Below are 18,514 nucleotides of genomic sequence, written 5' to 3'. Positions count from 1 at the left end.
GGTGGGCACAAGGCACGGCCCACCGCCCCGAGGAGAGTCCCGATGACCGCCTATGCCATCGCCCACCTGCGCCGCCCCGAGACCGTCCACCCCGAGGTGTTCGAGTACATGGAGCGGATCCAGGCCACCCTCGACCCCTACTCGGGGCGGTTCGTCGTGCACGGCGGCACCGTGGACGTCCGGGAGGGCAGCTGGCCCGGGGACGTGGTGATGATCCGGTTCCCGGACATGGGCCGGGCGCGCGCCTGGTACGACTCGCCGGCCTACCAGGAGATCCTGCCCAAGCGCGCCGACCACCTCGTCGGCGACGTGATCCTGGTGGAGGGCGTGGGCCCGGACCACGACCCGGCGCGGAAGGCCGCCGCCATGCGGACCGCGCTCGGGATGGACGGCTGACACGCGTTCGTCCTCGCCCACGCGTGGTCGTGGCCCGCGAGGTGGTGGGGTCCACATTGGGCGTCCAATGTGGACCCCACGGCTACTCGTCGCGATACCTCAGTAAGGGCGGTGGAGTTCCTTGACCGAGGCGGGCTCCTGCTCGTCAGCCTTCAGCGTCCGCCCCGCCGGGGGAGAACTGGGCTTGCCGGGCTTGAGGACCCACGTCTGGAACAGGTCGCCCAGCTTCCTGCCGGAGATCTTCTCGGCGTGCGCGACGAACTCCTCCGTGGTGGCGTTGCCGTACGCCTTCTGGCTCACCCACGTGTTCAGAATGCGCCGCAACGTCTCGTCACCGACCGCCTCGCCCAACGCCACGAGGGCCATCGCGCCGCGCTCGTGCACCGCCGCGCCGTACTGGTACTGCGGCGTCGGGTCGGCCACGGCCACCTTCCAGATCTCGTGGTCGGCCGGGTACTGCTTGTAGAACCAGTTGGCCAACTGCTGTGGGGTTCCCTTGCCCTTGTAGGCGGACCAGAACCACTGCACGTACGTGGCGAAGCCCTCGTTGAGCCAGATGTCCTTCCAGTACTTCATCGTCACGGAGTTGCCGAGCCACTGGTGCGCCAGCTCGTGCGCGACGACGAAGGAGTTCGGGCCGTTCCGGAAGGACGAGGCGGGGAACGACGGCCGGGTGTGGGTCTCCAGCGGGGTGGACGTGTACGGGGTGACCAGGGCCCCCGTCGCGTCCAGCGGGTACTTCCCGAGCAGCTTCTCCAGGAAGCCCACCATCAGGTGCCTCTCGTCGAGGCTCGCCTTCGCGGCCGCCGCGCGGTCGCCCAGCGCCTCGGAGTAGGCGTCGACGAGGGGCACTCCGTCGAGATAGGACTGGTGCAGCTGGTACTGGCCGATCGCCAGGAACGTCGCGTAGGTGGTCTGCGGCTTGGTGCTCGCCCAGTTCCACGTGGTCTTGCCGTCACCCCGCGGAGTCGTTCCGACGAGCTGACCGTTGGAGATCGCCTCAATGCCGTCCGGCACGGTGACGGAGATGTTGTAGGTGGCCTTGTCGCTGGGGTGGTCGTTGCTGGGGTACCACCACGGCGCGACCGACGGCGCCCCGATCGCCTGCGCGCCGTCCGGCGTGCGCTTCCACTTGCTGGGTGGCAGGTCCGGGTTGGACTGCGACGGCGAGGCGGAGTAGCTGATCTCGACCGTCAGCTCCTGGCCCTTGGCGACGTCTCCACCCGTGCTGACGGTCAACTCGGCGTGGTGCTGCGCGAAGCCGACGTCCCGACCGTTCACCCGCGCCGACCGCACCGGCAGCGCGAAGTCGAAGTTGACCGACGACAGGTCCTGCGTGGTCTTCAGCTTGATCGTGGTGGTGGCCTGCAACCAGTCCTTCGACGGCTCGTAGTCCAGGCGCAGGTCGTAGTGGCTGACGTCGTAGCCGCCGTTGCCCGCCTTGGGGTAATAGGGGTCCCCGAGCCCTTCCGGGCCGGGTCCGGCCGCGTGCGCGGGCGCCGCCGCGCCCACGAGCGCCGCGATGACCAGACCGGTCAGCGTTGCTTTCACGGTGTTTCCTTCCTCGGTGAGGGGCGGGTGTGCCCCTCATCGAGTGAGGACACAGACAACATGATCTTGGTTGCCGCGACTTCCGAAAATTTTTCACTCGCCCGGTCGGCAGTCCGTCAACGGTGCCGTGACCAGGCCCTTCGTCACGACTGCGGCGCCGGCGGCCGCGCTGGTTCCTGGTCGCTGGCCTCGGTCGTGTAGCGGGTGAAGGCGGGGAGGAGCAACCCGATGAGCGCAGCGCCGGCGATCGTGGCGACCCCGCCGCTGATCACGCCGAAGGCGGGGGAGACCAGTGAGCCGACCAGGCCGGCGCGGAAGTTGCCCAGGTAGGGGCAACCCGCGCCGACGACGTACTCGGCGGCGCTGACCCGGCCCCGGTGGCTGTCCGGGGTCGCGCTCTGCGCCATGGCCGTCCGGAACACGACGCTGACCGAGTCCGCCGCCCCGGCGATCGCCAGCAACGCCAGCGCGGTGCCCAGGTGGGTGGCCAACCCGAACCCCACGAGGCCGGCGCCCCACACCGCGCCGGCCACCAGCATGGCCCTGCCCTGACGTCGCACGCGCCCGACCGGACCGGACAACGCCGACCCGAGCAGGCCACCGACGGTCGGGGCGGCGGTCAGGAGCCCGAGTGTCTCGGGGCCACCGCCGAAGTGCTCCGCGTTGATCGCGGGCAGGAGCGCCATGGGCGCGCCGAGGGCCATGGCGCTCATGTCGGCGAGGAACGCGCCCTTGACGACCGCGGTGCGGCGGATGAACCGGAGCCCGTCGACGACGGACCGGAGGCCGGGGCGAGCTGTCCCGGCCTCCGGGGGCATCGCGGGCAGCCGGGCGACGCCGTGGAGCGCGGCGGCGAAGCTCAGGGCGTCGACGAGGTAGCAGATCTTCAGACCCCACACTGCGGTGATGACCCCGGCCAGCGCCGTGCCCGCCGTCATGCTGGCGTGGAAGGTGAACGCGTTGAGCGCCGCCCCCGCCGGAACCAGGTGTGGTGGCAGCAGACGGGAGAGGAAGGTGCCACGCGCCGGCGCGTTCACGGCGTTGAGCAGCGACTGGACCGCGACGAGCCCGTAGAGCAGCCACACCTGGCGCATCCCGGCGAAGGCCTGCGCGGCGAAGACGGCGGACACGACGGTCAGACAGGCACTGGTGATCAGCACCAGCTCGCGCCGGTCGACGGCGTCCGCCACCGCGCCGCCGACCAGGGCGAGGAGAATCGTCGGCAGCGCCATGGAAAGACCGACCGCGCCGACCGCGAGCGACGATCTGGTGATCTCGTAGACCTGGAGCGCTACCGCGAAGCTGGTCATCTGACTGCCGAAGGACGACAGGCCCCACCCGAGCCACAACCGGCGGAACGCCGGTGATTCCCGGAGGGGGCGGAGGTCCATCAGCACACGTCGTCTGGCCATGCCATCCTTCTCACCTCGGCTGGAGCGTCACGGTGGGAACGAGTTCGAGGGCTCGCGGGGCTCACACACGGTACTGAGCACATCCACGCCGGTAGGCCGTCGTGGTCGCGAGCGGGGACGGGTTCTGCCTTGCCGTGACAGGTTTCCGCCGTTTCGCGAGCAAATAACCACGAGGTTCTTTCTTCGGTTGCCGGGCATGCTTCCGGTTGTGGCTGGCGAAGGTCCCGCGCCGCAGGGGGCCTGTGCCGCAGGGGCCTGCCTCGATCCGCGGTGAGGAGCGCATATGACGAAGAATCTCGGCTTACGCCGCTGGATGGTGGTGTTGGTCTCCGCTGTGTCCGTCGCGTTGGCGGTGCCCGCCTCGGCGCAGGCCCGGACAGGGGACGGCCACGCCGACACGCAGGCGTTGCTGGACCGCTACCGGGCGAAGTCCGGGCCGGGCGCCGCGATCTACGCGGGCGGCCGCGCCGGAACATGGCACCTGCACAGTGGAACGGCCAGGATCGGCTGGCCGCACCGTCCTGTTCGGCCGATCGACCAGTTCCGGATCGGTAGCCAGACGAAGACCTTCACGGCCGCGGTGGTGTTGCAGCTGGTCGACGAGAAGCGCGTGGAGCTGGACGCGCCCGTCGAGCGGTACCTGCCCGGCGTGGTCAGGGGCAACGGCCACGACGGGAACAGGATCACGGTGCGCCAGCTCCTCCAGCACACCAGCGGGATCGCGAACCCGCCGGACGAGGCGTACAGCGAGCCGCCGAACCCGGACGGCACCTTCACCCTGCTGGAGTTGGTCCGGATCGGACTGGACTACCGACCTCGGCCCGAACCCGAGCCGGGCTGGTCCTACTCGAACACCAACTACCACCTGGCCGGCCTGTTGATCGAGCGGATCACCGGCACGACCGTCGCCGACGCGATCGCCGACCGGATCGTCAAGCCGCTCGGTCTGACCCGGACCAGGCTCCCGCGCCCGGGGGACAGGACCCTCGACGAGCCGTACGTGCCCGGATACACGCGCAAGACCGCGGGGCCGTTCTCCTACTGGGTCGACACCACGTCCGGCTTTCCCGGCGTGAACATCGACATCGTCTCGATCGCGAGCTCGTCCGGGGGCATGGTGTCGACGCTGGGCGAGCAGACGGTGTTCCTCCAGGCGTTGCTCGACGGCAGGGTGGTGTCCGCGTCCGCCCTGGCCGAGATGCGGCGGACCGTGCCCGTTCCCGGTCACCCTGCGGGCTACGGGTACGGCCTCGGCCTGGTGCGGCAACCGTTGTCCTGCGGTGGGGAGGCGTGGGGGCACCCGGGGAGTCTCGCCACCGGCCACGCGTCGTTCGCCATGGTCACCCACGACGCCCGCCACGCCGCGCTGGTGACCAACACCAAGTCCTCGGCGACCTCACCGTCGGCCGACGACGTCGTCGACTCGGCGTTGTGCGGCAGCCGGTGACCAGAAAACCGGCTTCCGCAACGGAATCCGGCCCTCGGGCGTACGTGGTGCCGAGGTAGTGAGTTCTCCCGGCGATGCGGTCCACGTCAGGAGCGCGCGAGGTGGGCACCGGGATGTCCCGGCGCCCACCTCACTGGTGTCCGTTCCGCGGGATGGCGCTCAGCTCGTGGGCTTCCCGGCCAGCTTCGCCTCGATCTTCTCGAGTCGGGCGACGATGTCGTTGATCCGGTTCTGCTCGTGGTTGAACTGTTCGCCGTTGTGGTTCTCGCCCTCGACGCCGGCGGACATCCGCAGGACGCGGTTGAACACCCTGTCCCACTGCCACTGGGGAACCTCGGCCATGTCTTCCCTCGTTTCGTCTGCTTGCGCGACGATGCGCTCCCAGTGCGGGAGCTTGCTCATCGCGTCCCGGGCGTACGGGGTGTCCCCCGGTTTACCTGTGTTGTAGCGGCTGAAGGCGTCGCGGACGCCGCTGGTTCTCACGTAGTCGGCGAGGATCTCGAAACCGACCCGGATGTTGATGTCGGGTCGCCAGCACCCGCCGAGCTGGTCGGCGCGGTCCTGGATTCCGGGGTAGGTGAGTTGTGCGGGCCCGACGCCCTGCGCGCCGCAGCGCGACCGGTTCCGCAGGTAGTCGCGGTAGTTCTCCTCGGTGACCGATCCGCCCACCGGGCCGCACCTGACCTTGTCGTGGCCGTAGACGTTCCGCCCCCCGCCGGACTCCTTCATCAGCATCACGCACCCGACGGCCAGCGACAGTTGCGCGCGCTTCGCCTCGGCCACGGCGATACCCGCCACCTCCGGCAGAATCCCACCGCCGATGATCGCGGCTTCCTTCGTGGTCATGCGCTTCCCTCACTCAAGCCGGGACTGGATTCGGTCGAGTCGGGCGATGATGTCGTTGATCTGGTTCTGCTCGTGGTTGAACTGCTCGCCGTTGTGGTTCTCGCCCTCGACGCCGGCGGACATCCGCAGAACGCGGTTGAACACCCTGTCCCACTGCCACTGGGGCACGTCTGCCATGTCATCCCTCGGTTTCTGTTTCCACCAGGTGGTCTCCTTGCGGGCGCCCGCCCAGGAGAAGCTGAAGTGAACGTGGTCGGTGTGCGGGGAGGGACCGGGATAGCGCGTCCAGCCCGCACGGGCCGCGTACGCCTCCCAGATCCGGCGGTTCCAGATGATGTACATGATTCCCCACCGCCGGGCGAGGGCGTGCTCGTTGCCGTGCCGGTCGGTGGAAAGCAGCCAGTTCAGCAGATCGTTGGCGATGTGCTCCTGGCCGTTGACGTTCACTCCCCAGTCCCAGGCGCGCCCTTCCTTGTGCTCGCTGTCCCCGCCCACGTCGCAGGCGCGGACGATCCCCAGGTTCTTGGTGTCCCGATAGGTGGCGAGCACGAGGTCGCGAAACTCCGCCACCCCGGGCCGCGCTTTCGGGTCACAGGCCCGATACGGTTGGTTCGGGGCGTAGCCGTCGATCTCCGGCCCGAACTCGGGCGTGGGAGGCGGCATCGGAACTCCCTTCTTCTCGCTGGCGAACCTCTTCGTCGCCGCGCGGCGGCGCAGATCGGTCGCGAACTCGAACAGGGCGCGAATTCGTCGGTCACGCGCGACAACTCGCGCCGGTGGTGGCACGGGTGGACCCCCACCTGGCGGTCCACCCGTGCCAAGTCGTGATGGTCACGAGGACGCTTCACGCGGTAGCACCGCTGATTCCGGCCTCCGGCAGATCTTTCTGGTCACCGGCGTGCGGTCGGTCAGTTCCGCACGTTCATCCGTCTGGTCGCGCATCCAGGCGAGATGCCGGCGCGGTTCGCGCCGGGCCGCGCGGGTTGTGCGGTCACCTCCACCAGTAGACGGAGGAGGCCTGGTCGTTGTCCGGTCCGGAGATGTTGTAGGGCTGGTTTCCGGTCTGCCCCATGGGCCTCTGCGAGCCAGTTCCCCGGGCGTTGTAGTACCAGTACCAGACCCGGTCGGTCTTGTTGATGAACGAGGTCATCTGGTTGTCGAAGGTGCCGCCGCGACAGCCGCGGCACTTGATGGTCGCCAGGTCGTTGACGTGTTGGCCGACTCGGAGTACCAGCATGAAACCCTGGCCGCCCCAGTCCTGGTACAGGCACAGCTCACCGTCGTGGCACGCGAACCCCGCCATGGCCCGAACGGCGGGGTGTCGGGACTTCGCGTAGTCCGGGCCCGCCAGCGCGACGGCGCTCGCGACCACCACCCCGGCGGTTCCGGTCCTGGCTAAGGCGGGCAGGCCTTTCATGTTCTCTCCTCGGACTCGAAGTGACCAGGTCACGCCGCCCGCAGGTGGCGTTGACCGCTCCGGTCAATGTCTTTCCGATGTGTCGCCGTCGTGGGGCTCGCAGCAGCACCGCTGGTTGGCGCGGCGCCCCTCTCCGGCGTTGGGAACGAGCTTGCTGCACGACCCGACTCGGAAGGTCCCTCCGCGGAGGGATTCGTCCCATACCTGCGAACTATTCGCCTGGTCGCGGGAAAACCGCGCTGCCTCAAGGGGTTCGGGTGCGATCGGTGGTCGGTACTCCGTCGAATGCAGTAGGGCGGCGGTGAGGATTCCAGGTGTGCGGCCGGCGTGGCAACGCGGCGCGGTGCCCGGTTTCCTGCGCGGTACTCCAGCAGTCACGACCGAGTGAGCGGAGGCGTTGGTGAACAACCGCGCGCGAGTCGTCCTTCCTCACGCCTCGTGACGTGCGACGATCGGGTCGTGAGCGACTTCCTGACAGAACAGGACATTGCCCGCCGCACCGGCGCCGCGGTCGACGCGGCTGTCGAGGCGGGCCGCGACCTCGGACTCACCGTGACTGACGCCGAGGTGCTGCACGACCTGTTCTCTGTCGTCGTCCACCTCGCGCCCTCACCGGTCGTGGTCCGGGTTCCCACCGTCCTGCCGCACTACGCGACCCCGGACTCCCAGGCGTGCCGCCAGCGGGCGGAATTGGACGTGACGCGCTGGCTCGCGGACCGGGAAGTCCCCGTGATCCCTCCCAGTCCGCTGGTGCCGCCGGAACCCGTGCGGCGCGGCGGTTTTTCCATGACTTTCTGGCAGTTCGTGGCGGAGGACCGGAGCAAGGAGCCCGACTACGCGGCCTGCTCGGAGATGGTTGCCGACCTGCACGCCGCGATGCGCGCATACCCGGGTCAACTGTCGTTCCTGTCCGCGGCCGAGCCCCGGTTCGTCACCGAAAGCCTTGCCCTGCTGGGAAACCGACCCGATCTCGTCGCTCCGTCCGATGTGGACCGAGCGCGCCGCGAGTGGCGGGTCCTGGAACCTCTCGTGCGCTCACGGTCGGCGTTCGAAGAGGCGTTCCCGGGGATCGACCTCCAGCCCATCCACGGCGACTCCCCGCCCGCGAACGTCTTCCCCGGGGTGGAGGGAAACCTCTACTCCGACTTCGAGCTGGTGACGTTGGGCCCCGTCGAGTGGGACATGGCCGCTCTCGGGCCTGACCTCGAATCCGCCTACAACCGTGGTGCGCGGCGCAACGGCATGAGGCCGTTGAACGAGGACGTCATGGCCTTCGTCAACGCCGTGGGGATGCTGCGGGCCATCTCCGTCCTCGCGCTCGCGCCGCAACTTCCCTCGTTGGTCGAGTACATGACGCCGGCCGTCGACCAGTGGCGGGCGATGCCCTTCGCCGGCGGCGTGGCCGACCGACGCTGACACATGCGGTGGCCGCCGCGAGGCAACTCCACGGCGTTCAGGTGGTGGCGAGGCGGAACTCCAGAAGGCAGCGCTGGTCGGTCAGGTCGATGACGGTGTCGAGGACCAGCCCGTGGACCGAGCCGAGGGCGCGGAACTCGTCCACCCGGCGCTCCCGGCCGCCGAAGATCACGAGCATGGCCAGGTCGAACTCGGTTTCGGCGTGTCGTCCGCCGACCGGCTCGATGACCAGAACGCGGCCGGCGGGGTGGACGGCTTCGGCGCAGCGGCCGAGGATTCGGTGCGCGTGCTCGTCGTCCCAGTCGTGCAGGATGTCGCACAGCAGATAGGCGTCCGCTCCGGCCGGAAGAGGGTCGAAGAAGCTGCCGGCGGTCACTCGGGCCCGGTCCTCGACGTGGTGCGCGCCGAAGGTGCGGGCGGCTTCGGTCGCGGTGGGTTCGAGGTCGACCAGGTGGCCCCGGGTTCCCGGGTGGGCAGCCAGGATCGCGGCGAGGAGCGTGCCGCGACCGCCCCCGACGTCGACGATGGTGGAGAAGCGGGCCCAGTCGTAGCCGGAGACGACCTGCGGGATCTGGTCGCGGAACCGGTGCGTCATCTGCTGGTCGAACGAGTCGCGCAGGTGGGGGTGCTGGGCGAGGTCGGCCCAGAAGTCCTGCCCGAAGCGGCGGTCGTAGCCGGCGCGGCCGGTGGTGACGCTGTGCAGGAGCTCGACAAACGCCAGCTCGGCGCGTCCGCCAGCCATGTCCAGGTGCAGGAAGTTGGTCAGGCCGTTGTCGGCGTCGGTGCAGAGGGCTGCTCCGAAGTCCGTGGTCCGGTAGCCGGTGGACGTGCGCTCGACAACCCCGAGGGTCGAGAGATGACCGAGCAGGAGCTCGAGCGCCATCGGTGACACGTTGAGCTCGGCCGCGACCCGCTTGACGGCGGCGCCGTCGCCACGCAGCCGGTCCGGGAGGTCCAGAGTGACCGCGACCCGCAGAGTCATGGGCGTGGCAAGACCCGCCATCGCTCGGAGCGCAGCGGTGTTGTGCTCGTTCACGAAGCTCAACGGTGGCAGCCCTGTCAACCGGAAATCAGCCCCGGCATCGGGGCGTCGAGCCCGCCCCGCGCCGATCACCGCGTGTCTGGCTGGGACACCAGCGTGACGCCCAACCCGGTCTCGATCTGGTCGATGGTGTGGAAAAAGATCGTGGTGCGGTTGTCGCGGTAGAGGCTGCCGATCACCATCCCGACGATGGTGGCCCGCCCGTCCCATTCGGTCCAGTAGACCGGAGAGCCGGAGTCGCCCGGTGCGCCGCCCCTGCCCTCGCGCACCGCGCGCGCGAGGCCGTGGGTGCAGATCTTGTCGTTGTCCGGGTCGCAGGCGGATCCGTCGCGGAGGTTGCCGATGACGCGGAAACCGCAGACCGCCCGGCTGGTTCTGCCGCTGAAGCAGACGATGTCCTGGTCCGGTGTGGGAACCTGTCTCCCGCCCACCCTGAGCACGCCGGGAACGACCGGATCGGTCCAGAGGGACGGCGCGTAGGTCTGCGGTCGCCCCGGAACCCCGGTGATCACCGCCATGTCCCGCGTGCCGGGCACCGTCGGCGTGGCGTCCCGCTTCCGGTCGGTGACCGTGCCGTAGTCGTTGACCGAGCCGTTCGCCTTCCTCCCCGAGGCCAGCCGGGTGTTGGGGGCGAAGCAGTGTCCCGCGGTGAGAATGCCCGCCTGGCCGGTCTTCGTGGTCACGGTGAAGCCGGAGCTGCAGATCGTCCTGCCTGATCCGTGGACGCCGATCGCGGCTCCGCCGAAGTGGGGTTGGGTGTCGTTGTAGCGGTCGACGGGGCCGGCGACGGTCTCCGCGGCGCCACCGGTCGCCATGGGCATCGTGACCAGTGCGACCAGTGCGACCAGTGCGACGACCAGGGTTCTCCTGCCCAGCAACGGCTCTCCTACGGCTCGATGTCGAGGTCGACTTCGATTCCGCCGAACGGGCGGCGTCGCAACGCGACGCGGTCGGCGTGCACCAGCCGCCGCGCGACCGGCACGGGCTGGCCCGCCACGGTCACCGTCTCGGTCGCGGTGTCCACATCGGACTGGTGGAGCTCGTGCTCCTCGACCAGCAGGCGGTACTGGGTCAGCAGGGCCGTGTCCGGCGCGGGAATGTCCGCGGACCAGGCGAAGCCGGCGCCGTCGGCGCGGCAGGACAGCGGGACCGGGTTCCCCACGGGCTGCCAGTCCAGCTCGCCGGCGCCGAGCGACGCCCGGCTCTGCAGGGTGGCCGTGACCCGGCGGCTGCCGGCGACGGCGGCGACACCGCCGCCGACTCGTCGTCCCAGCTCGTTGGACGTGGTCGGCCCGGCGAGCGTGACACGCAGTCCGCCGTCGATCCCGGTCGCGGTCACCGTCCGGTCCGGCAGCAACTGGGCGAACTCAGCGGTGACCACTGTGGACAGTTCGAGACCGGGCAGCGAGTGCGGTTGGTAACGGGCGACGGCCAGCCGCAGGAACGGGAAGTAGGCGGCCCCGGCCGCGCCGAGGTCGACGTCGATGTCGCAGCGCCAGAGCCCGCGCCGTTCGTCGAAGTCCGGCCGGAAGGCCGCGACCGACACCGGTGTCGGCAGACCCTCGGCCAGTGTCAGCGCGTTCGCGGTGCTGGTCGCGTTCGGGAAGTTCGCCGGCGACGGGCCGGCCAGTCGGCTGGCGCCGGACCACACGGGGTCCACGCCCCAGCGGGTCGAGTACCGGTCGGGCACGGTGCCGCCGGGGTCGAGCACGACCGCCAGCAGCTCGTCGTCGCCCGAGGAGTACCACGGCCGCCGGAGGTGGAGCCGCACGCCGGCGTGCCGGCGGGTGCTGGTGACCGTGCCGTGCTCCCGGTCGGCCGTGCGCGACCAGCGGAACGTCGGGACCAGGTGGCTGGGCTCCGGCGGTTCCGGCCGGCGCGAGCTGGGCACGGAGTGGCCGGCCGACACCGGCCCGCCCCTGGTGATCAGCTTCTGGTCGGCCGTGATGGCGGGGTGGAAGTACTCGCGGAACCTGGTCGTCGCGGTCGGCGTGTAGTCGATGTTGCGGTGCCGGGTGTCGCCGAACTCGTGCCGCACGGTGAAACCGAGCATGTCGTTGTTCACCGAGACCTGGACATCTTCGACGTGCGCGTGCCGGGTGAACCGCTGCGGCGCCGGCTGGCTGACGTCGTCCACCCACTCGCCCCACTTCGCGTCCACCGCGACGTGCGCGGTGCTGCGCGAGTGCGCCCGCAACTCGCCGCGGATCTCGGTGAACGTCGCCTCGGGCACCCTCCGGAACACCAGCTCGCGCAGTTCCGGCCGGCGCAACGGTTTCTCCACGGCGTGCACCAGGTTGAGCTCGACCCACGGCGTGAGCATCCAGTTCTCGCCGTCCGCGCTCGCCTCGGCGACGAAGTCCCGATCCCGCTGCGCGAGGCCGCGCCAGAAGTCGGACTCGGTGAGCAGCCGCCACTGGCGCAGCAGCGACAGGTCCGCCCGGTCCAGGTAGCAGCTGAGGAACACCCGCGCCGTCTCGCTCCTGGCCAGGCGCACGGTCAGCTCCCGCACCCACGGGCCGTCCCGCCACTCCGGCTCGCCGTCGCCCTCGGCCAGGGTGAGCAGGAACGGCTTGGCCTGCGGCCACGGCCCGGGGAACGGGTACTTCCGCGCGCCGGTCGTGCCGGGCAGGCCGCGCAGACAGACGCCCCGCGCCAGCGGGTCCGGCAGGTACGGCAGCAGCAGCGGCCGCCTGGCGTCGTGCACGACGAACTCGCCATGCTTGAGCCCCGCGCCGCGGTGCGTCAGGGGGAGCGGGGTCAGCTCCGCCGTGTCGTGCACGTCGTGCTTGGCGATGTGGATTCGGTGCTCCCGCAACAGGTCCGTGGTCGAGCTCGGGTCCTCGGGGTCGCTGACGACCGTGTCCAGGAACGAGCCGGCCTCGCGCGCGGCCGAGGCGAAGTAGCGCGCCCTCGCCCGCTCGGGCCTGTCCGGGCCGAACGCGGCGTCGAACACGCCGTGCTCCTCGGCCATGGCCAGTGCGACCTTCGGCGGCGCGACGTGCCGGTGGTCGACGGCGCGGTAGCGGCGGTCCAGACCGTCCACTCCGGACGGATCGGAGTGGTCGGGCACGTCGGAGCGCAGCGCCTCGTACTCCCGCGCCGAGATCTCCCTGCCCTCCTCGGTGATCGTGCTCCTGATCACCATCCGCTCGGCGGACTCGCCCTCGGAGAACGGCCGGGTCGGCACGACCACCGGCTGCGGCACGGGTTCCCAGCGCAGGTAGGTGATCGCCGGGGCGAGCAGCTCGTGCGGGACGGTGGCGGTGTGGTCGGCGCTGTTGCCGGCGAGGTCGACCACGCGGGCGCGCAGCCGGTAGGTGCGGCCGTAGCGCAGCGCCGGCAGCGAGCCGGGCTCCGGGGTGAACGCGGTGGCCAGCGGCACGTCCGGGGACACCGGCGGGACCACCGCCTCCGGCTGGTTGTCCTTGTTGATCGTCAGACCCGGCCTCGGCGCGACCAGGCTCCAGCCGTCCCAGCCGAACAGGGCCTGGTGGGTGTAGACCTGCGTCGACTCGGGCGCGGTCCTGGTCACCGCGCTGGCCTTCACGTTGCCCTCGTCGGGGCGGACCGGGATCGTGACCGGCGGCTGGCCGGGCCGGCGGATCGTGTAGCTGCCCCGGCGGCGGCACAGCGAGTGCCAGCGGTGGACCGTCCCGTTCACGTCGGCGATGCCCACGTCCACCCGGTAGCCGCGGACCAGGTCCTCGGCGACGAGCGTGGGGTCCACATTGGACTTCTCGCGGGTTCGGTCGGCGCCGATCTGCTGGGCGAGGTGTCCGTCGTCGTCCTCGCGGAAGACGGTGATCCCACCGCCCCGCGCGGCCGGCGTGCCGTTGCCGAGTTGGCGGCGCGCTTCGGTGGTGTCGCGGAAGCTGTCCGGGCCGCGCATTCCGGCGAAAGCCCTGGCGTAGTCGAGGTGCTTCAACGCCGCGCCGTCGACGTCCAGGTCGGTGACCCGGAAGGCGCCCGAGCCGAGGTTGAGCACGCGGGTGCGGATCGTCTTCTCGTCCTTGGCCTTGGGTTCGAACCGCTGACCGGCGGCGTAGGCGATCCTGGTCCTGGGTCGCCGCCCGGGGGCGTTCAGCGCGGCCTGGTCCGGGTGTGCGAAGGCGACCCGGACCGAGTCCGCGCCGGCCAGCCCGTCGGGCGCGGTGAACACCAGGTCGACGACGAGCCCGAACCGCCGCTGGAGTTCCGGGTAGTCGCCGAGAAGCCCGCAGGCCTCGTGGAAGTCGACCCGGTGGGGCTCGACGGGCGCCGGCGGCGCGTCGGACATCGCGAGGGTGTGCTCGTCGGCCCCCGCGGGCGCCGGTCCGCGGTCGTAGAAGCGGTGCGCCTCGGCCAGGCCGTAGAGCTTCGCCTTCTCCTGGTACTTCGGGTTGGCCGTGCGGCGCATGTGCATCGGTTGCTCCGCTGCCCCGCTGTCGGCGAGGTGGATCCCGCCGTTGGGGTCGATCAGCTTGTTGAGCTCCGAGTGCACGGCCCTCGGGTCGTTGGCGAAGTCGATGACCTCGTTGCCGATCATCGGGATGACCACGTGTCCGGACGGGAACCGCCAGCCCTGGTTGTCCTCGGGGTCGGGCCGTTCGCACGGCGTCCGCTCCCCGTCGGCGTCGTTGCGCCGGATCCGTTCCCTCGTCGTGGTCGCCGCCATGTCCCGGAACAGCGCGGTCACCGTCGACTCGACGGCGGCGGCCGGGAACGAGCGGAGCACCCGCGGGGCGCCTGCCTCGGTGCGCGGCTCGGAGTGGTCGTCGACGTGGGTTTCCGCGTGGAACAACGCCTTCCAGACGTTCCGGTCCGCCGCGGGGTACCTGCTGGTGTCGACCTCCTTCGCGGTCACCTTGGCCACCGGGTTCCCCTTGTCGTCGAGGAACTCCAGCGACAGCGCGTTGACGAGGCCGGCCAGCGTGTCCGGCCAGGACTCGAAGGTCGGGAAGTAGTCGCCGAGCCGCTTCGAGCCACGCAGCCGTGGGGTGACCAGAACGGACACCCGGAGGCGGTCCCCGCCGCCCGGGTCCGTGCCGACCACGCCGTCGGGCAGGACGGTCCAGCGCAGGAGGTGTTCGGCGGCCATGTCCTCAGCTCACTTCCGCGAAGGCGGTGCAGTACTCGAGGACCGGGTCCCGGCGTTGCCCGGTCACGGGGTCGGGGTAGGGCGACATGAGCTCGGCGAACGTCGGCGGGCGGACCGCGGCCGGGTCGGCGGCCGGGTCGGCGGCGGCGAGGCCGAGCGACGTCGGGGAGCCGGCGAACCTCTTCTCACAGCTGATCGTCACCGACTTCGAGAAGAACCCGATCTCGATGCTGATCGTCAGGCTGGCGCGGCCGACCGCCTGCCCGGCGTCGTAGCCGATCTCCAGGTACAGCTCGACGGAGGCGGAGACGATCCCGAGCACGTCGACCTCGCCGCGGGCCCGGAAGTAGCCGACCAGCTTCACCGCCTGGCGGTCGCCGAGCCGGAAGTAGATGCCGGCCATCACCGAGAGGCTGCCGCTGGCGACGCCGAAGTTCATGGACACCGCGGCGCCGAACTCCAGTGCCGCGTCCAGCACCACGATCCGGTCGGGGGACAGCACGATGCCGAAGTAGCCGCCCCCGCCGAGCATCGACACGGTGAGCCGGAACGGGGCCTCGCGGCGGCAGAACGCGAACCCGATCTCCATCTCGCTGCCGAGGAACGGCACCTCCAGCGAGGCGTTGAGGGACAGGTTCTCCAGGCTGAACACGCCGACCGCGGCGTTGGGCAGCGGGATCGAGTAGCGGGCGGAGATCCCGGTCGGGGTCACCCGCAGCGCGGGCGGGTCGCTGAACCCGTCCAGCGGGATCAGCCGGCGCAGAGTGTCCACAAAGGACAGTTCCTTGACGAACCGCACGCCGCCGAACCGGACCTCGATGTCGGGCTTGCGACCGACCCGCGTGGTGAACCGGATCCGGTCGAAGCGCAGCTCGATCCCCTGCAGGACGTACGGCACCAGCAACAGGGAGAAGTTCTCCAGGGTGCAGGTGATGTCGGCGCCGGAGGGCACGTCGGGGCGCAGCGAGCCGCGCAGGTCGACCACCAGCGAGCAGTGCCCGGACGGGTTGTCGTCGCCGAGCTTGAAGATCGGGTTGTCCGGCGGCCAGTTCCGCAGGTCCGGCTGCCACTCCAGGCGCGCGTTGACCACGTCCGGCAGCCGCACGCCCCGCGCGGCCAGCGTGACGGCCCGCTTCAGCGCCATGGCGTCGCCGACCGCGTTGTCCCACGTCGCGACCTGTTGGCGAACCCGGTCGAGCAGGGTGCGCACGGCCGGGTCCACCTGCGGCGGCAGCACGGCGATGAGCGCGGCGAGCGCCTCGTCGAACGCGGTGACCGCGTTCTCCACCTCCGCGAACGTCGGCGCGTTCGGGTCGTTGGCGAGTTGCCCGACGATGTGCGCGGTCAGCGTCCGCGCGAGGATCGCCGCCGCGTCGGTCACCCGGACCACTCGCGCGACGATCTCCGGGAACCGCCGTTCGGTGTCGGCCAGGACGTCCCGCAGCCGGCCGAGGTCGCTGAGGAAACCGGTGACCGCGTTCACGGTCTCGGTGACGAAGGCCGGCGCCTTCAGTCTGTCCAGGCCGACCGCGTCCCGCAGCAGGTCGACCAGCCGGAGCACGCCGAACAGCTTGGCCCGGTCGCCGAGGGCCTGGGCGAAGAACGCCGACGGGTCGAACCGGCCGGCGGCCAGCGCGGCCCAGTCGAAGGCGTCCGCCTCGGTGCTCGCGGCCTCCCTCGCCACGTCCACTGTGGACTTCACCGGCCGCGCGGCGACCGGCCCGGTCTTCCGGGACACGCCGGCGACGGTGAAGGTCGGTGAGACCAGCGCGCCGGACCGGTCGCTGCCGTCGTGGAAGTTCATCACCAACGGATGCACCAGCTCGGCGAACAGCTCCCCGGCGTTGCCGGCTTCGAAGCCGTGCTTGGCGTAGGGCTTCGGGTAGCGCACCGCGACAACCCGGTTCCGCTCCTGCGTGCCGCCCGCGCTGAGCTCGCGCACCTGCGGGAGAACCGCGCGGGCCCAACGCACCCTCGGCACGAACCGGGGGTGCGTCGTGTGGTCGCGGGCGAGGGTCGCCGACGGGGCCTCCGCCCCCCACACCAGGTCGGCCACGTCCAGCGCGCCGTCGTCGGCACGGCGGCTCGGCGCCATCGCGACGGTCTGGCCGCGCACCTCGGCGCGCAGGAACCGGACGGAGGCGTCCGACGGGGGTGGCCGCTCGCTCGCCCCGCTGTCGCACGCGTTGTACTTCTTGACCAGTTTCGGCAGCTCGTTGTTGTCCGCGTGCAGGATGTTGTCGACGAACAGCAGCGGGGTGAGGAACTCGACCGCGCGGCCGTCCCGGTCGATCGCCCTGACCTTGAACCGGAACGGCTTCTCGTCGTGCTGCTGCGTTTCCGGGAAGAAGCCGTACCTGTCCGACGGCACCCCGTCCAGGTTCCACGGCGGCGCCAGGTCCGGGGTGACGAGCGTGAGCAGTTCGACGCTGGTGAACGGGAACAGCAGGTCCAGCCGGTCCTTCGGATCGCCGTCGCCGAGCACCTTGTCGGTGAAGGTGAGCACCGGCTCGCGGACCAGGATGTACATCCGCTGGTACAGGTAGGCCGCGTTGTCCTCGCGGTCGCGGTCGAACTTCCGCTCGGTGACCTTGACCAGTGCGGCCCGGTGCCCGAACGGGCAGAGCCGCCCGGCGTACATCACCCGCACGTAGTGGTCGCGCCCGACCGAGGCGCGGTGCCGCCACTCGCTCACGTTGAAGTCGGGCGGCGGCTGCCGCCAGCGGCCGATCGAGTCCAGCCAGCCGCCGAGCGCGGACAGCATCAGGTGGTCCACCCGCACCGGGCCGGTGTCGCCGCCGGTCAGGTTGTGGTTCGAGGTCAGGTGAACGATCTGGGCGCGGTCGTTGGCGTCCAACGCCATCCGGAACGGGTCGTCGCCGTGCGGCGGCAGCCGCACGTGCTCGGGGTCGAAGCCGGGGTCTCGGGTCCAGACCGCGCGGGCGGACGTCGTGTCGGCTCTGGTGTGCCAGAGCTCCACCCGGTCGGTCGGGCCGGTCGCGGGCGGCTCCACCCGGTGTCGCCAGCGGGTGGTCTCCGGCGGGGAGAGCAGCAGCCGGTACGGCAGCTCGATCCCGGTCCGCGGATTGTTGTCCACATCGGACAGCGGATTCTCCGGGCGCGGCTTGGCCGCCGGTTCCACCGCTGTTTCCGCCGATGGCGCCCCTTCCGCGGTCACGGCTGGTTCCGCGGCAGGGGCCGGCCGCACCAGGTCGGTGCCGAGCACGGCGCCCAGCGCGTCCTTCGCGTCGTACCGCCCGGCCAGCTCCGCCAGCGCGCGGACCTTCCGCAACGTCGTCGCCGCGCGGCCGAACGGCTCGCCACCGGTCGCCTGGGCCAACTGCTGCCCGAGTTGCACGGTCACCGGCGGGCCGGCCGGCGCCGGCGCGCGGGCCGCGTCCACCACGCGCAGCTCCAGGGTCTGCATGGCCCCCAGCAGACCGGCCTCGGAGTAGGGGATGGTGGCGCCCGCGCCGACCACGAACACCAGCACGCTGCGGCCGGCGATCCGCGTTGGCACCGGAGGCGGTGTCCTCGGTTCGGTGGCGCTGGGCCCGTCCGGCGCGGGCAGCCCATCGCTCACCTCGAAGAAGGCCCGCTCGGCCACGTGTTGCGGCCCGAACGTGACCACGATCCAGCCCTCCCTCGCCGGATCCGCCCGGACCAGCACCCGCTGGCCGCGCACCCGCTCCAGCGTCAGCCCGGGAAACCCGAACCAGAGATCGAGCAGATCCTCGGTGCGCAGCAACCGAATCGGCGCCGGTCGCACGTCCGCTGAGCCCACCGTGTCCCCCTCCGTGCCGCTGAACATCCCCCGCGTTCGGCACAGTGATTGTGGGGCGGTTCGGAGGAGGGGGACACCACCGAAACTTGGGGATTGACACGGCCGCCGCACCGCCGGCACGGC

At 70.8% G+C, this 18,514-nt stretch carries 12 protein-coding genes; 3 read left to right on the top strand and 9 right to left on the bottom strand.

All coding sequences use genetic code 11. From position 1 onward, the window contains the following. Positions 1 to 42 precede the first annotated feature (42 nt). Complete coding sequence (locus BUE43_RS22275) at positions 43 to 396, top strand: DUF1330 domain-containing protein (protein ID WP_073486419.1); 354 nt, start codon at positions 43 to 45, stop codon at positions 394 to 396. Positions 397 to 495: 99 nt separating this feature from the next. On the opposite strand, the gene BUE43_RS22270 is transcribed toward BUE43_RS22275, so the two are convergent. After that, positions 496 to 1,947, bottom strand: coding sequence for a M1 family metallopeptidase (locus BUE43_RS22270; protein WP_073486417.1), 1,452 nt, complete (start codon positions 1,945 to 1,947; stop codon positions 496 to 498). A 143-nt stretch (positions 1,948 to 2,090) separates the two neighbouring features. Beyond that, a complete protein-coding gene (locus BUE43_RS22265; RefSeq protein WP_073486415.1) occupies positions 2,091 to 3,359 on the bottom strand; it encodes an MFS transporter in 1,269 nt (422 codons plus the stop codon). Between the two features lie 283 nt (positions 3,360 to 3,642). Between BUE43_RS22265 and BUE43_RS22260 the strand changes: the two genes are divergently transcribed. Then, on the top strand, positions 3,643 to 4,806 hold the full coding sequence (locus tag BUE43_RS22260; RefSeq protein ID WP_073486413.1) for a serine hydrolase domain-containing protein: 1,164 nt from the start codon (positions 3,643 to 3,645) through the stop codon (positions 4,804 to 4,806). A 159-nt stretch (positions 4,807 to 4,965) separates the two neighbouring features. Here BUE43_RS22260 and BUE43_RS22255 read toward each other — a convergent pair whose 3' ends face one another. From BUE43_RS22255 to BUE43_RS22245, 3 genes are all read right to left on the bottom strand, one after another. Continuing rightward, positions 4,966 to 5,652, bottom strand: coding sequence for a hypothetical protein (locus BUE43_RS22255; protein ID WP_073486411.1), 687 nt, complete (start codon positions 5,650 to 5,652; stop codon positions 4,966 to 4,968). Between the two features lie 9 nt (positions 5,653 to 5,661). After that, on the bottom strand, positions 5,662 to 6,438 hold the full coding sequence (locus BUE43_RS22250; protein ID WP_143174317.1) for a VldE C-terminal domain-containing protein: 777 nt from the start codon (positions 6,436 to 6,438) through the stop codon (positions 5,662 to 5,664). A 205-nt stretch (positions 6,439 to 6,643) separates the two neighbouring features. Beyond that, on the bottom strand, positions 6,644 to 7,069 hold the full coding sequence (locus tag BUE43_RS22245) for a peptidase inhibitor family I36 protein (RefSeq protein ID WP_083960023.1): 426 nt from the start codon (positions 7,067 to 7,069) through the stop codon (positions 6,644 to 6,646). 459 nt (positions 7,070 to 7,528) lie between these two features. Between BUE43_RS22245 and BUE43_RS22240 the strand changes: the two genes are divergently transcribed. After that, complete coding sequence (locus BUE43_RS22240; protein WP_073486405.1) at positions 7,529 to 8,485, top strand: phosphotransferase; 957 nt, start codon at positions 7,529 to 7,531, stop codon at positions 8,483 to 8,485. A 37-nt stretch (positions 8,486 to 8,522) separates the two neighbouring features. Here the strand turns inward: BUE43_RS22240 and BUE43_RS22235 are convergent, their stop codons facing one another. The 4 genes from BUE43_RS22235 to BUE43_RS22220 form a co-directional block, all read right to left on the bottom strand. Next, positions 8,523 to 9,521, bottom strand: coding sequence for a methyltransferase (locus BUE43_RS22235; protein ID WP_456114874.1), 999 nt, complete (start codon positions 9,519 to 9,521; stop codon positions 8,523 to 8,525). A 74-nt stretch (positions 9,522 to 9,595) separates the two neighbouring features. Next, positions 9,596 to 10,405 carry a chymotrypsin family serine protease gene (locus BUE43_RS22230; protein WP_073486401.1) on the bottom strand — a complete coding sequence of 270 codons (810 nt, stop codon included), beginning with the start codon at positions 10,403 to 10,405 and terminating at the stop codon, positions 9,596 to 9,598. Positions 10,406 to 10,413: 8 nt separating this feature from the next. Beyond that, positions 10,414 to 14,607 carry a hypothetical protein gene (locus BUE43_RS22225; RefSeq protein WP_073486399.1) on the bottom strand — a complete coding sequence of 1,398 codons (4,194 nt, stop codon included), beginning with the start codon at positions 14,605 to 14,607 and terminating at the stop codon, positions 10,414 to 10,416. A 4-nt stretch (positions 14,608 to 14,611) separates the two neighbouring features. Next, positions 14,612 to 18,391, bottom strand: coding sequence for a hypothetical protein (locus BUE43_RS22220; RefSeq protein WP_143174316.1), 3,780 nt, complete (start codon positions 18,389 to 18,391; stop codon positions 14,612 to 14,614). Positions 18,392 to 18,514: the final 123 nt, after the last annotated feature.

Origin of the sequence: Streptoalloteichus hindustanus (assembly GCF_900129375.1) — a bacterium.
GTDB classification, from domain to species: Bacteria; Actinomycetota; Actinomycetes; order Mycobacteriales; family Pseudonocardiaceae; genus Streptoalloteichus; species Streptoalloteichus hindustanus.
The sequence above is the reverse complement of the archived record's forward strand: the minus strand, read 5'-3'. Positions and strand labels throughout refer to the sequence as shown.